General features: G+C 42.9%; 13 protein-coding genes. 12 read left to right on the top strand and 1 reads right to left on the bottom strand.

Translation table 11 applies throughout. From position 1 onward, the window contains the following. Position 1: 1 nt before the first annotated feature. Together KGZ93_06090 and KGZ93_06085 are read left to right on the top strand one after the other, a co-directional pair. On the top strand, positions 2-916 hold the full coding sequence (locus tag KGZ93_06090; protein ID MBS3909179.1) for a glycosyltransferase: 915 nt from the start codon (positions 2-4) through the stop codon (positions 914-916). 53 nt (positions 917-969) lie between these two features. Further along, positions 970-2,106, top strand: coding sequence for a glycosyltransferase family 4 protein (locus KGZ93_06085; protein ID MBS3909178.1), 1,137 nt, complete (start codon positions 970-972; stop codon positions 2,104-2,106). A gap of 258 nt (positions 2,107-2,364) precedes the next feature. Here the strand turns inward: KGZ93_06085 and KGZ93_06080 are convergent, their stop codons facing one another. Beyond that, entirely contained in the window at positions 2,365-4,566 is a 2,202-nt protein-coding gene (locus KGZ93_06080) for a hypothetical protein (protein MBS3909177.1), read from the bottom strand. 639 nt (positions 4,567-5,205) lie between these two features. Here KGZ93_06080 and KGZ93_06075 point away from each other — a divergent pair. The 10 genes from KGZ93_06075 (at position 5,206) to KGZ93_06030 (ending at position 15,296) form a co-directional block, all read left to right on the top strand. Continuing rightward, a complete protein-coding gene (locus KGZ93_06075; protein ID MBS3909176.1) occupies positions 5,206-6,219 on the top strand; it encodes a kinase in 1,014 nt (337 codons plus the stop codon). After that, positions 6,216-7,376, top strand: a complete 1,161-nt coding sequence (locus KGZ93_06070; GenBank protein MBS3909175.1) for a DegT/DnrJ/EryC1/StrS family aminotransferase — start codon at positions 6,216-6,218, stop codon at positions 7,374-7,376. The genes KGZ93_06075 and KGZ93_06070 overlap by 4 nt, the downstream gene beginning before the upstream one ends. A 15-nt stretch (positions 7,377-7,391) precedes the next feature. Next, entirely contained in the window at positions 7,392-8,330 is a 939-nt protein-coding gene (locus KGZ93_06065; GenBank protein ID MBS3909174.1) for an NAD-dependent epimerase/dehydratase, read from the top strand. Beyond that, positions 8,323-9,267, top strand: a complete 945-nt coding sequence (locus KGZ93_06060) for a GDP-L-fucose synthase (protein MBS3909173.1) — start codon at positions 8,323-8,325, stop codon at positions 9,265-9,267. The genes KGZ93_06065 and KGZ93_06060 overlap by 8 nt, the downstream gene beginning before the upstream one ends. A gap of 10 nt (positions 9,268-9,277) precedes the next feature. Beyond that, entirely contained in the window at positions 9,278-10,111 is an 834-nt protein-coding gene (locus tag KGZ93_06055) for a transketolase (protein MBS3909172.1), read from the top strand. Continuing rightward, positions 10,108-11,076, top strand: coding sequence for a transketolase (locus tag KGZ93_06050; protein ID MBS3909171.1), 969 nt, complete (start codon positions 10,108-10,110; stop codon positions 11,074-11,076). The genes KGZ93_06055 and KGZ93_06050 overlap by 4 nt, the downstream gene beginning before the upstream one ends. A 5-nt stretch (positions 11,077-11,081) precedes the next feature. Further along, entirely contained in the window at positions 11,082-12,554 is a 1,473-nt protein-coding gene (locus tag KGZ93_06045) for a cobalamin-dependent protein (GenBank protein MBS3909170.1), read from the top strand. A gap of 7 nt (positions 12,555-12,561) precedes the next feature. Further along, the gene (locus KGZ93_06040) at positions 12,562-13,446 is read left to right on the top strand and encodes a hypothetical protein (protein MBS3909169.1); all 885 of its coding nucleotides are present in this window, start codon (positions 12,562-12,564) and stop codon (positions 13,444-13,446) included. A 214-nt stretch (positions 13,447-13,660) separates the two neighbouring features. After that, the gene (locus KGZ93_06035) at positions 13,661-14,626 is read left to right on the top strand and encodes a glycosyltransferase family 2 protein (protein MBS3909168.1); all 966 of its coding nucleotides are present in this window, start codon (positions 13,661-13,663) and stop codon (positions 14,624-14,626) included. Between the two features lie 139 nt (positions 14,627-14,765). Further along, the gene (locus KGZ93_06030) at positions 14,766-15,296 is read left to right on the top strand and encodes a TVP38/TMEM64 family protein (protein ID MBS3909167.1); all 531 of its coding nucleotides are present in this window, start codon (positions 14,766-14,768) and stop codon (positions 15,294-15,296) included. Positions 15,297-15,318: the final 22 nt, after the last annotated feature.

Below are 15,318 nucleotides of genomic sequence, written 5' to 3'. Positions count from 1 at the left end.
GATGAGCGATAGCTTGCAGTCAAACAATGGATACCCTTTGGTTTCGATTGTTACTCCATCATTCAATCAAGGCAAATATATCGAGGCGACCATCAACAGCGTGCTCGGTCAGGATTACCCTAATATTGAGTACCTCGTGTTTGATGGGGGTTCGACGGACAATACGGTTGAAATTCTGCGGAAGTATGAACGAAAGCTTACCTGGGTTTCGGAAAAAGATCGGGGACAATCTGACGCCGTAAATAAAGGCTTTAAAGCGGCGAGAGGCGAGATTCTCGGCTGGTTGAACTCCGACGACACGTATGAGCCAGGTGCGATTAGGGCTGCGGTTGAGTTTTTTATTAAGCATCCGGGCGTTAAGATGGTCTATGGAAAGGGTGCTCATATCTATGAAAACGGCGAATTTATGGAATGGTATCCTACCGAGCCGTTTGAGCTGCAGCGATTATCTGAGACCTGTTTTATATGTCAACCAGCCGTTTTCTTAAAAGCAAGCATCTTTGATGAGATTGACATGCTTGATGTTGGCCTACATTACTGCATGGATTATGACCTTTGGATTAGAATTGCAAAGAAGTTTAAAGTCGAGTATCTGCCTCTGCATTTGGCAAATACGAGACTGTATCAGGACACGAAGACGTTATCAAAACGGGTGGAGGCGCATGCGGAAATTATTGAAACCGTTAAAAGGCATTTTAGCATCGTCCCGCGGAATTGGATTTATGCTTATGGCCATTATGTGCTAGATAGGTTATTGACGCGTGATACTAAGGCGAAATATATCGCCCATGTAGGTTTGCTGGCACTTATGGTGTTTTACTATAATTATCGTGTAAACCGTGTACTGCCGGGGTCAGCCGATCTGAAAGAATGGGTAGGAAGGTTTTTCAAACACGTTCGGTCAAAGGGGTTATGACGGGTTTAGCGTAATCCTGGATACTCGGTTATGTAGCCAAAAATGAGGATAAAATGATTGGTATTGATGTAAGCCTGGCCGTTGGCGAGAAGGCAGGTGTCGGTTATTATGCGGCTAGCCTTATTGAGGCGCTAGCGAAGATCGACAGGCAACACGATTATATGCTCTATCCGTTCTTCGGCAACACGATGCATCCCGACTTTAAGAAAGTCACCGCATTGGCCACTGGCAACTTCAGGGTCTTCATGGACTCTGCCTCGCCGTCGCGCGTGAGGTTAACGAGGATAAAGTTTGGTATCGATAATAGCCGGTATTTTAACGGTATCGATCTTTTGCATTGCACGAGTTTTTTTATCCCAAAGCAATACAGTGGTCCGATTATCTCCACGATCTACGATGTAAGTTTTCTGCTTTTCCCCGAATGCCACACCGAGGCTAATAGGCTGTACTGTCTCCAGGGTACCCTTGATGCGGCAGATCGCTGCGATAGAATCATCGCTATCTCAGAGAATACCAAGAGCGACTTGATTAAATATTTTGCCGTCGAACCCGAAAGAGTAGTCGTCACTCATCTCGCACCGCGTGATGTATTCCGGCCCATCAACGATGAGCTGATGCGCGGGACAGTGTTAAAGAAGTATGGCATTAAGGGGTCGTATATATTCTCCCTCGGTTCGATCGAGCCAAGAAAGAATCTTATTCGCCTAATTCGAGCCTACGCCCTCCTTGATGAACGGACACGAGGCCGATTTAGCCTCGTAATCGCGGGTGGTACCGGTTGGTTGAACAGCGATATATACGCCGAGGTTAAAGAATTGAACTTAAGCGATTATGTGAAGTTCATCGGCTATATCGTCGATGAAGATCTGCCCGTTCTTTATAGCGCGGCCGACATGTTTGTTTACCCGTCACTCTATGAGGGATTTGGCCTACCAGTTGTTGAGGCTATGGCCTGTGGAGCCCCGGTTATAACTTCAAATAACTCTTCGCTTCGCGAGATTGCCAAGGGTGCGGCGTTGTTGATCGACCCAATAGATGAGACGGCAATAGCCAATGCCATCCTGGACATTATAAATGATCGAGAACTCGCCAACGATTTGAGGGCCAAGAGTATTATTAGATCCTCCGAGTTTTCCTGGTTAGAGGCGGCCAGAAAAACCCTTGCTGTGTACGAAGCATGCATCAGATAGTATCGTGATTGTTTTACAGTGACTCGTATGCAATCCCTGTTCGATTATGGCGAATACTCCTTAGGCGCGGCCGTCTTCGTTTTTTGCGGCTGATAGTTCTTATGTCGGGCTGCTGAGCTGGTGATTTAGGTTTTGGCTGGGGTAAAATGCCTACTAACCGCGGAACTTTGGAATTTCTTCGGACAACAATGGGCAACTAACCTTTATACATCCGATAGTTGAGCTTGAGTGGTATAAGGTGCCACTTATACCTTTTGTTTACTGGGCCTTAACCAATTCAAGATTCACGATCATAAAAGACATAACGCGAGGGTCGGTATCGGTTACGCGAACGGGTTCCCCATCGGCGACAAATTCGATCAAGAGCTTATCGTAATTAACATCTATGGGCTCGGATATATACTCCTGCCATCCGTCCCCCATCTTGAACTCCGCTATCTTCTCATCCGCGACTTTGACCTTCAAAGTCTTACCGGGCGCCGCTGGGTTGACGGTAAATTTTAATATGGCTTTTTTCTCGTCGGTGTCGTTTACCAAAACCTTATACTCAAAGACAAGGGATTTTGAAGTCCAGTACCACCAGTTGGTCCCGTCTGTTTCGCGGTTATACCCACCGCTAACTGTGGCTAGGTAGAACATATCCCGCACGTCGCTCGCCCTTCTTAAGGCAATCCTTCCCGCACCTACGCCTTGATACCCTTCATGTGGCTCTGTAAACTCGATTACCCAGTCTGCCGTCTTAAAGGGCATTGTTCGATGTTCGGGCGGCAAATGCCCCGTAATATAACCATCATCCGTGTAGTCGCTTGCCAGCTTTCTGTCGAGCAATATATAGGCGACCATCTGGCGCAGTTTGTGGTGGCTGGGACCTAAATTCAGATATATCACCTCATCCGGGTCTATATCTTTTACTGCTTCCCTTAAGTGCAAAAAGGCGGTAAACGGCGCGCGATTATAACCCGTCTCATTTAGAAAATCCTGTGTGATATGTTTAGACACGATAAGCAAGTTTACGACAGCGCAATACATAGCTAAGAAGCCAAGAAAAATCGGCAAAAGCTTGGTGCGATACTTTTTGCTGTAAAATGCGATAGATGATCCCAGCAGAATAATAGAAAAAGGACTCGCCCACTTCGCAATCTTAAATTGCAAGAAAGAGTGGCCGACTTCGTTTGCGGTTATCGGCGCGGAAACGTATCTGAAATATAAAAATGCAAGAAAATACACGAATAGGATGGAGACATGAACGAGAAGGGGATTTGATAGCTTCTTCTTAAACGTCAGGAAGATGAAATATAAAATCGCCGAAAAGAGGGCGGCAAAGACCACGGGCGTAACGTATTTTCCGAATATCCAAAAGCCGAATGCTGTTTTAAAGCCTGATGAGAAGGCCAAGAACTCGAAAGGATTCCATAAAATCGGCCAGCCAATCTCGCCCTTGCCCGACCCTATTCCAAAAAGAATTTTTACAATGTTATTAAGGACCCTGACTGATTCAAAGTTAACGAACAGCGCGGCTTGAAAGATAACGAACACGCTGGATAGTAGCAGCTTTTTGATATTAGAAGGGTCGAAAATTATTTTCAAGAACAAAAACCCAAGCAGTGCTACAATGATAAAGGGCAACATATCGTTGTAGCAAAATACTACTATTGCAAAAAGAAGGGATATGGGTATCGCGCCAATAAACAGCTTTCCGAGTTGCTTGACTCTAGGGCTTTCATTAATGAAAGCCGCAAATAATGTCGTGCTTCCTGCCGCAAAGGCAAGGCCGAAAGTTTGTGGGAAAAACGCGTTCGTTGCGCCAAAATGCCAACCGGTAAACATCGTTGCCGCCGCCAAGGCGGTAAGAAGCGCGATTTTTCTGCTGCCCCTCATGATAAAATTAACCGCCCCGCCGATCGCTAAAGAACCTGCGATAAACGGAACGGCTATAACGGCCGGGTAGGCAAGATAAGACCAATCCAGCCCAAAAATAGCCTGCACCCAGCCCAGGAAAAAAGACCCGCCCATGCGGGATCCCGCCCCTTGGTATAAAACGACCTGGGATAAGGCTGGGTAATATCCCGAAGCGGTAACGACCTCTGAGAAGGCGTGCTTTTGCAACCACTGACTGTGAACGAGATAAGTGAATATATCGTTGAAAGAGTTATATCCGTCAAAGCGGATAAGTGGCGCAAAAATTGTCGTGGATGCTATTAAAGAGAATGAGAACAACAGCAAGTACTGGGCCGGGGGGGTCTGTCTTATATCTTTACGTAAAAAGAAAAGAGAAATCGCGACTACAAGCAGTAATTCGACTAAAACAATCAATTGACTAAATGGGGCGACCCAACCATGGATTGTGGCAACGAGTATGAATATAGCAAGCCCAAACAGCGGGCTAAAGTATAATTTCCCGAACGGTCGGAGTCGATAAGGCAGCAACTTGGCTATACTAAGCCCAACTATCGTCGCCATAAGAAGCATCGTAAGCATTATTGATAGCGAAATTATGAAAAGCACTTGGACCCTCCGTATTTAATAACGTCTGATGCGAATTAAAACACCAAGCATCTTAATGACCCGTCAGCTAAATATGGACAGTCTGCTTGGGATGCTTTAGAACAAAACCACATAGCCTCGAGTTGCCTAGAGCTGACGTAGCCAAGATAAGAAGGCAGCCTGTTGCTATTATAGAACATTTCTGTGCAGTCGGTAACCACTCAGAGAAATGTTTTGAAAAAACTCTTTTTTTAACGCCGCATAATGCCGTACAAACACTAAAGCCGGGAAAAATTGGGGGCATGGGAATCTATCCCCGCAACCTTCTTAAGGAGCTTTTGACATTTAAGAGGCGTCTTTATATAATTATTCTGACTGTGCTATATGGGATAATCACGAGAGGTATCCGGGGTAACTTCAGGTTTTTTTGATGCTTTTGCAAAACATGAAATCTGCTGCGGTAGTAATGGTAATACTTCGAAAGAATCCTCTAAAGCATTTATCACATTGTGAGCCGACTTTGGTACTTGTCCGATTAATGCGGTGTGACTTGTAGCGCTATAGCATAGTGTGCCTTTTAATATCTTGAACGGACAAGAGTGAAGGAAGAACAAGATGATTATTTCAAGAACACCTCACAGAATTTCTTTTTTTGGAGGCGGGACTGATTACCCGTCATGGTATCTGGAAAACGGAGGCAAGGTTTTAGGGGTAGCTATCGATAAGTATTCTTATATAACCTGCAGAGAACTCCCCCCTTTTTTTAAACACAAACACAGAATAGCTTATTCAAAAGTGGAGATGGTGTGCGGCGTAGATGAAATTCAGCACCCATCTGTAAGGGAAACATTGAGATATCTAAACATAGATCAAGGGTTGGAGATTCACCACGATGGTGATATCCCTGCCCGTTCAGGCATGGGGTCAAGTTCAGCCTTTACCGTGGGGCTTTTAAAAACGTTATATGCGCTTAAGGGCAAGATTATTACAAAACAGGACCTTTATAAAGAGGCAATACATATTGAGCAGAATCAAATTAACGAGAACGTGGGCTCTCAAGATCAGGTGTGGGCCGCGTATGGAGGGCTTAACACCATTGAATTCCTGCAAAACGGCGAGATTATTGTTGAACCGATAATAATGAAGGAAAGGTTTTTGAGAAGCTTTGAGAGTAAACTCATGCTCTTTTTCACAGGTATAGCGAGATATGCTTCAGAGATAGCAGAGGAACAGATACGAAATACATCTAAAAACAGAGACGAATTGGTTAAGATGAGAGAACTTGTTGACGAGGCCTATAAAATACTCATCACTGGCAACGGTGATTTCATCGAATTTGGCAAACTTTTAAATGAAACATGGAGGTTGAAAAGGAAGCTATCAAATAGAATTAGTAATAACGAGATTGATAGTATGTATGAGATCGCTATCAAGAACGGTGCGGTTGGCGGCAAGCTACTAGGTGCCGGCGGTGGAGGTTTTATGCTATTCTATGTAGAGCCAGAGAATCACAGCAGGGTTAAAGAGGCGTTAAAAGATCACCTGCATATTCCTTTTAATTTTGACTTTACGGGTTCGGAAATTATTGTATACAGGCCAAGCTATCAAGCTAATGGGGAGAGAAGATGAGTTTTGAGCTTGCAAGCTCAACATGGGCTGAGGAAGAGAAAAACGCGATACTCGAAGTAATCAACAGCGATAAATACACGATGGGGAGAAATGTAAAAGATTTTGAAGAGAAGTTTGCAAGCTTTTTCGGAATGAAGCATGCCGTTATGGCAAACTCAGGCTCTTCGGCTAACCTGATTGCGGTTGGCTCTTTGTTTTATAGGAAGGATAAGCCTCTCAAGAGGGGAGATGAAGTAATAGTACCGTGCATTGCATGGTCGACAACTTATCATCCCTTACACCAGTACGGTTTAAGGCTAAAATTCGTTGACATTGATTTACATACGCTGAACTACGATGTAAATGAACTCAAGAAAGCCATAACTAAAGATACCAAAATGATAGTCGCGGTCAGTATTCTAGGTAATCCCTGCCAGTTCGATGAGATAACGAGCCTCTGCGAAGAGAATAATATTATCCTTTTTGAAGATAATTGCGAGTCGATGGGTGCGGAGTTGAATGGTAGGCATACCGGGACGTTTGGGCTTGTAAATACCTTTAGCACATTCTTCTCGCACCACATCTCAACGATGGAGGGGGGGCTCGTCTTAACTAACGACAAAGAAATCTACAATATTTTAAAAGCGCTTCGAAATCACGGTTGGACGAGAGACCAGGATGAGGATAGTCCGATTTTTGAGAGAAGGGATGATGATTTTTTTGAGGCTTACAGGTTTATTCTGCCGGGATACAATTTAAGACCTACTGAAATTCAAGGTGCGATAGGAATAAGGCAGTTAGATAAGTTAAAGGGTTTTCTAGAGATCAGAAGGCGGAATGCTGAGCATTTTGTAGATCTTTTCAAGGATGACGCGAGATTTATAATTCAAAAGGAGATTGGAAAAGGTTCGTGGTTTAGCTTTACGATGATTGTAAATCCTGAGTCGAACATCGTGAGGGATAAAGTTCTTCAAAAGCTAAAGGATGCAAATATTGAATACAGGATAATAACGGGCGGAAATATATTAAGGCATGATGTCATTGAATACTATGACTACACAGTTACGAAATCGACGAATGCCGATACGGCTCATTACAATGGGTTTTTTATCGGAAATCACCCCCACGATGTAAGGGATAAAATAGATTATTTATATGAAACGCTAAAAGACCTATAAGGAAAGAGTGATCAGGTGAGCTATAAAATATTGGTTACTGGTGGTGCTGGTTATTTGGGTTCGACGCTTGTTCCCAGACTGTTGGAGTTGGGGCACAGGGTAACTGTGCTGGATAATTTTATGTTTAAACAGAATTCCCTGCTTGATAGTTGCGCTTCCGAGAATTTTGATGTTGTCCGGGGTGATGCGAGGGACGAGGGTACTTTAAAACCGCTCTTGAAAGATGTGGATTACATCATTCCCCTGGCGGCGTTAGTGGGCGCACCGCTATGCAATAGGGATAAGTCGGGTACCGTAAGTACTAACAGGGATGCGGTAATCTCTGTCGCTAAGCTTGCCTCAAAAGAACAGAGGATTGTTTATCCATGCACAAATAGCGGATATGGCGTTGGGCAAAAAGGCATCTATTGCACGGAGGAAACACCTTTAAACCCGATATCCTCTTATGGAAAAACAAAGGTGGAGGCAGAGAGTTTTCTACTTGATAGGGGCGACGCCATAAGTCTGAGGCTTGCTACGGTTTTTGGCATGTCTCCGAGGATGAGGCTTGATCTGTTAGTTAATGATTTTACCTACAGGGCTGTTAAAGATCGTTTTATAGTTGTTTTTGAAGGCCATTTCAAGAGGAATTACATCCACGTTCGTGATGTTGCCAGAGCCTTCATTCATGTGATCGATAACTTTGAGGCGATGAAGAATGAGTCATACAATGTGGGGTTATCCGATGCCAATCTCTCGAAACTCGAGCTTTGTTCCAAGATAAAGGAGCAGGTTCCCGATTTTACGATTATGGAAGCCCCGATAGGTGAGGACCCCGATAAGAGGGATTATATCGTCTCAAACGAGAAGATTGAAAGCACGGGTTTCAAGCCCACACACTCCCTGGAGATGGGGATAAAGGAACTTATCAAAGGTTACGCGATAATTACAAATAGCAGTTACAGCAATGTTTAAAGATTCAAGGATTTATGTTGCGGGACATACCGGTCTTTTGGGTTCGGCGCTGGTAACAAAATTAAAATCCGCCGGTTATCAGAACATACTCACGAGGACCCACAGTGAGCTTGATCTTACAAATCAGGGGGCAGTAGCCGACTTTTTTCAGAGAGAACGACCCGAGTACGTTTTTCTTGCCGCTGGACTAACCGGGGGCATTGTAGCTAATAAAACCTATCCAGCAGATTTTTTGCATGTCAACATCGCAACTCAGGATAATGTTTTTCAGGCGGCACAGGAAAACGAGGTAAAACATCTTATCTTTTACGGTTCGTCGTGCGTGTATCCGAAAAACTGCCCGCAGCCTATAAAAGAAGAATATTTGCTAACCGGCGCGATCGAGGAGACTAGCGAAGCTTACGCGGCGGCAAAGATTGCGGGTATAATTGCCTGCAAGGGATACAACAGCCAGTATAAGACGAATAGGTTTATTGCGCTGGTTCCGAATTCCATGTACGGGCCTAACGACAATTATGATTTAGAGAACTCCCACGTTATGGCCGCACTTATCCGAAAGCTCCATGAAGCAAAGATGGAAGGAAGAGATAAAGTAACCCTTTGGGGAAGCGGGAGCCCGAGAAGGGAGTTTATATTCAGTGAAGACGTTGTTGGCGCCTCCGTTTTCGTTATGGAAAATGCTGAAAAATTTCAAAATAACCATTATAATTTAGGGACTGGCGCTGATCACTCAATAAAGGAACTTGCCGAGATTATATCAAGAATTGTGGGCTTTAAAGGTGAAATCTTATGGGATTTAAGCAAGCCGGATGGAACGCCGAGAAAGCTTTTAGATAGCTCAAAATTTTTAAGTCTAGGGTGGAGACCAGCTACTGCCATAGAAGATGGTATTAAAATAACGTACGAATGGTACTTAAATAATAATCGGATAGAATGAGGAACATGCTATGCCAGCGCAAAAATCTGAAGAGCTAATTAGCTTTCTGAAAGAGAAGGCTACATGGGTAAGAAAGGAAACTCTAAATATACATAGAATAGCTCAGGAAACCAGAGTTGCCTCTTCACTATCGCCTGTAGAGATATTTGTTGTTTTATATTACGGCAAGATCATCAATCATGATCCCCGGGACATCCTCTGGGAAAATAGGGATAGGTTTATAATTAGCAAGGGCCACGGTTCAATCTCATTTTACCCGATATTAGCCGATTTGGGCTATTTTGACAAACAAGAATTAAGCAGGGTATGCAAAGAAGGTTCAATCTTAGGAGGAATCCCCGACCCCATAATACCTGGATATGAAAGCATAAACGGTTCTTTAGGTCACGGATTGGGGGTTGCATGTGGTGTAACCCTGGCTTTGAAAAGTAAGAACGGAAATGAAAAAGTATTCGTACTGCTAGGTGATGGTGAGCTGTACGAAGGTTCTGTATGGGAAGCTGTCATGTTTGCGGGCGAGCATAAGTTAGATAATTTGATAGCGATAATCGATAGTAATAAAGCGTGCATGCTTGACCTTTGCGCTAATATCATAGACCTCGAACCGCTTGATGAGAAATTCGAGGTATACGGGTGGAAAGTTAAAAGGGTCGATGGCCATGATATCGGGTGCCTATATGATGCGTTAATAGAGCTGAAAGAGGATAAAAGCAACAAGCCAAAACTATTGATCGCAGATACGATAAAAGGAAAATGCGTTCCAAGCTTAGAGAAAGACCCCTTGAGCCATATTAGGAGCTTAAGGGAAGAAGAGATCGATTTGATAATTGCGGGGTTGAAATGATAATAGAGACGAGAGTTGAAACAAAAACCATGAGGGATGCGCTCATAGAAAAAATTTATGAGCGCATGCATGAAGATAGTAGCCTATTCTTTCTATCCGCAGACTTTGGGTCTCCTAAGCTGGATAAACTAAAAGAGGATTTTAAAGACAGGTTTATAAATGTTGGGATAGCTGAGCAAAACCTCATCAATGTAGCGACTGGGCTTGCGCTAGAAGGTTATAACGTATACGCTTACGCGATTGCGCCATTTTTGACGATGAGGGCTTACGAACAGATAAGGAACAACCTCTCGCTGCTATCACAGGTAAAGACAGTCAACGTAAACCTGGTGGGGGTTGGCGCGGGACTAAGTTATGATGTATCTGGTCCGACGCATCATTGTTTAGAAGATATTACTATAATGAGGACATTGCCAAACGTTACCGTATTCTCCCCTAGCGACTGGGTGCTTGCTGAAAAGTTTTTGGACTATTCGATAGATGTTAAAAAACCCAAGTATATGAGGTTTGACAGTAAACCATTGCCGCGAATCTATCCGAATACAGCAAACATCGATTTTCAGAAAGGATTTTGTGAATTAGCAGAAGGGGAGGGATGCTGCTTAGTTTCAACCGGTTTTATGACGCATACCGCGGTAAAAGCAGCGGATAAATTACTGAACGATGGTATAAAAATCGGGCTTATCGATATGTTCATGCTGAAGCCTTTTGATAAAGATTCATTTTTTGAATCTTTAAACAGATACGAGGCTGTAATAACTCTTGAAGAAGCTTTCATAAACACAGGGGGGCTGGATAGCCTCGTCTCTACCATACTAGAAAACAAAAACCCTAAGATCGGGCTTAGAAGAATGGGATTTGGGGACGAATATGTTTTTGAAATGGGCGGTAGGGAGCATTTACATAAATTAAACAATTTGGATGAGGGAAGTATCGCAAAGGCTATCAGAGAAGTGTTAAAGTGAGCTTGATGAGTCGGACAGTAGATTTAGTATTAATTAATCCCGGGGACAGGAAGCAAGTCTATCAGGACTTAGGAAGGGATTATTCCGCAATCGAACCCCCATTCTGGGTGGCAGTGCTAGCCGCTTATCTTAGGAACAGTGGATTGAATGTGTCAATAATTGATGCAAACGCTGAAAATATTTCTCCAGGTGAGACCGCAACAAGGGTTAATGAATTAAACCCAATACTATCCGCCGTGATAGTTTATGGTTCCCAACCCTCCGCATCAACACAGAACATGACGATTGCGGGAAAGATATGTAAGGCTATAGAGGAAAACACGTCTTCAAAAGTGGCCATTGGGGGGCTTCATCCCTCGGCATTGCCTCAACAAACACTCCAAGAGGAAAAGGTTGATTTTGTAATAGAGGGTGAGGGGTTTTATACTCTCACAGGCTTAACGCAGGCCTTAAAATCAGGAAAGAAGGAATACTCGCATATACCAGGGCTTTGGTATTACGAGGATGGCGCCATTAAAAATAACCCGAGAGCCCCGCTTGTTAAAGATCTGGATAAAATGCTTTCTGTTGCCGCATGGGATTTGCTTCCAATGCAAAAGTATAGAGCGCATAACTGGCACTGTTTTGATGATTTAGAGAATAGAATGCCTTATGGTGCCGTATATACAAGTCTCGGTTGCCCTTATTCTTGTGTCTTTTGCTGCATAAATGCACCTTTTGGAAAGCCTGGCATAAGGTATAGGAGTCCCGAATTAGTTGTAAAAGAAATCGAATTGCTAGTGAGCGAACACGGGATAAGGAATGTTAAGATTGTTGATGAGTTGTTCGTTCTAAGTGATAAGCATTACATGACAATCGTTGATTTGATAATAAGAAGGGGTCTCGATTTAAATATCTGGGCATATGCGAGGGTGGATACCGTAAAAGAGGATAATTTGAGGCGCATGAAAGAAGCTGGGATTAACTGGCTTGCGCTAGGGGTCGAATCGGCTAATCCTGATGTAAGAGATGGCGCCGAAAAAAGAATGAGAGTAAATGATGTAAAGAGCGTGGTACGGGCTATCCATGATGCCGGTATTCGAGTGATAGGGAATTATATCTTTGGCTTGCCGGATGATAACCTAGAAACAATGCAAGAGACATTCGATATGGCCACAGAGTTGAATTGTGAATTCGCAAACTTTTACTGCGCCATGGCCTATCCGGGGTCGAAATTATACGCCATCGCGGTTAAAGAAGGATGGGTGCTCCCAGAAAAGTGGCACGGATTTTCGCAACATTCGTATGATATGCTCCCCTTGCCAACGAAGCATATCAGCGCAGCGGAAGTGCTGGCATTCAGGGATGATGCGTTTCACCGGTATTACGAAAATGCGGGTTACTTAAATATGATCGAGGAAAAGTTCGGAAAAAACGTTAAGGGGCATATACAAGAGCTAACGAAGACTAGGTTGAAAAGAAAGATACTAGAAGGCTGATTTTAACTTGCTCTACATCTCAACGTCTTCAATCCAAACGAACAATATTTTCGAAGCGATACGCCAATTATTAGGAATAACGCGGAATATTGAACTATCCGGCGGTTGCCTATATGATGATAAGCTTCTTCAGAAACTGATAAAGGTTAAGCAGCAAGAGGGTATCAATTTTTTAGTACACGGTTATTTCCCGCCTCCACCAGAGCACTTCATTTTGAATTTTGCCGATACAAGCAAAAAAACGAGGGTGTTTTTAACAGAGACAATGAGGTATGTCAAGTCGTTGGGTATCGGTTATTACTCCATCCATGCGGGGTTTAAGAGAACGTTCGACTTCGAGAACGAGCTTCTTTTTGAATCCGGTGATAAAAAAGTTTTTCTTCTAGAAAACATAGAAAGCAATATCGAGTGGTTTGTAAGAGAGTTTTCGGACACAAAGATAGCAGTCGAAAACCTGTACCCGAACAACAGAAACAAAGAATGCTGTTTTATGATGCATGTGGACAAAATTGTCCTGATGATGGAGAGATTTTCTCAGATGTACTTATTACTAGATCTGGGGCACTTGAAGGTCTCATCAAGGCTCTTGGGCTTTGACTACCTGGAGGCGGCAGGGCTTTTGTTTGAAAAGTATAGCGATAGAATTGTAGAAATTCACCTCTCCGAAAATGATGCTATTAACGATAGCCATTTCCCAATCTACTCGGATAGTGCTCAATACGCTATCATAAAAAGATATGCTGAGCTGATTAAACGAAATAAAATCAACGTTACGATAGAAGCAAGGAATTACTCATCAGTTCAAGAACTCTTAGATAGTTATTTGCTGGTACATGATGTGTTAACCAAAAACTCACCTTCCACGGAACACAAGTCCAAGTCCACCCGCTAAAAGACAACCTGAATAGCTTCTTTTAATAGGTCTATCTGGCGGAATCGTGTTCGCTTAAGTCTTAAAGTCCTGTTTGACAGGGAGTAGGTTGTTATCTAAAATGAGCGATGTGAGGGGGATTCTAATTTTAGCCATAACGATACCATTTGTAGATTCTTAAAGTCATGCGGTCTATTGGGAATTCCTCCGAAATTTCAATGGAAAGGGTCTTTTTGTGAATAAAGAAATAAAGGTATTGTCTGTCGTGCTTTCATTTTATAATGAGGAAAACGTTATCGAGGAACTCGTCAATAGGCTTGAAAATGTGTTTAAGAAAGATTTGAAAGGGGTCGTTAGTGACCACGAACTTATCTTAGTGAACGATGCGTCGACCGATAAGTCGAAAGAAATCTTGATAAGATTATCAAAAAACAACAAAAGTATAAAGATAGTCAACATGTCGCGAAACTTCGGCGTCTCTCCCTGCGTCCTTGCTGGAATGGCGTTTTCTTCTGGCGATGCTGTTGTTTATATGGATGCCGATTTACAGGACCCGCCTGAGGTTATTCCGGAAATGGTAAAGGTCTGGTTAAACGGTGATGCAGATATAGTTGATACTAGAAGGGTATCTAGAGCAGGCGAATCAAAGATTAAGTTACTAATTACTAAAATCGGTTACCTGACTCTAAATAAGGTTTCTAGCGTCAATATAGAGCCGGAAGTCGGGGATTTCAAGTTACTTTCAAGAAGGGCTGTGAACGAATTAATAAAGCTAAAAGAAAAGAAGCCGTTTACGCGGGGATTAGTCAGATGGATTGGGTTCAAGCAAGAAACTATCTACTACAATAGGGACGCTCGTTATGCTGGGGAGACTAAGTTTAAAGTATATGGGCGGAAAGTGATTAGCAATTTCTTAGACTCTGCTCTAATTTCATTCTCAAGCATACCTTTGAAAGTTTCTTTATTTATCGGCTTTTTAGTATCAGCTGGCGCCTTTTGTTTTTTGATTGTGATATTCATTATGAAGTTCCTCCAACTTTCTTTGCCGGGTTGGTCGGCCATAATGGCAACTATACTCATGCTTGGCGGCATTCAATTGCTCACAATTGGAATGCTCGGGCTATATATAAACTCTATATTCCTCGAAACAAAGGGAAGACCGAACTATATTGTTGAAAGTACCCATGGCTTTAATGAATAACCGGATCAACTGGAGATCAATACTTAAATTATCGCTCATAATCATAATTATGGTTTGCATAGTCACCCTTTTTTTTCTGAGGTCGAACGGATACATTTCGACCGAAAATATAGTGCATGCTATCAAAAGCAACGCCAGTATGGCCCCGTATATCATGCTGTTTTTATACCTTGTCTCGCCAGGTATTTTCCTACCCACTTTTTATCTGGCATTACTTGCAGGAATGTTGTGGGGCCCTTTCTGGGGGGTGGTTGTTGATGTGAGCGGTGCTACTGTCGGTTCAACGATAGCTTTTTTAATTTCAAGATATACCGCCGGTGATTTTATTAAGGCTAAAGTAAAGAATGAAAAGTTTAACCTATATTTAAAAAAAGAGGTTAACAAAGGTTGGAGGTTAAATGCATTTCTACGCTTGAACCCGATATTTCCATCTTCACTTATAGGTTATTTTTTTGGGGTAACTTCAATTGGGCTGGCTGAGTTTTCCATCTCAACCTTTGTCTTTCTTATTCCTGCCTCCATTGTTTTCGTTTCTCTGGGGAGTTCATTTACGGAGTATTTTATAAATAATAGCGTAGAAGGCGTATTGATAAAGATCTCTATGTTCGCGGTATCGATAGCGTTCTGGTTATTCCTGCGAAACCTTAGTATGAAGAGAAATAAAGAATAGTTAAATTTTGCAGTTCATGGGA

It is taken from the genome of Actinomycetota bacterium (genome assembly GCA_018333515.1).
In the GTDB taxonomy this organism is placed as follows: Bacteria; Actinomycetota; Aquicultoria; order Aquicultorales; family Aquicultoraceae; genus Aquicultor.
The sequence above is the reverse complement of the archived record's forward strand: the minus strand, read 5'-3'. Positions and strand labels throughout refer to the sequence as shown.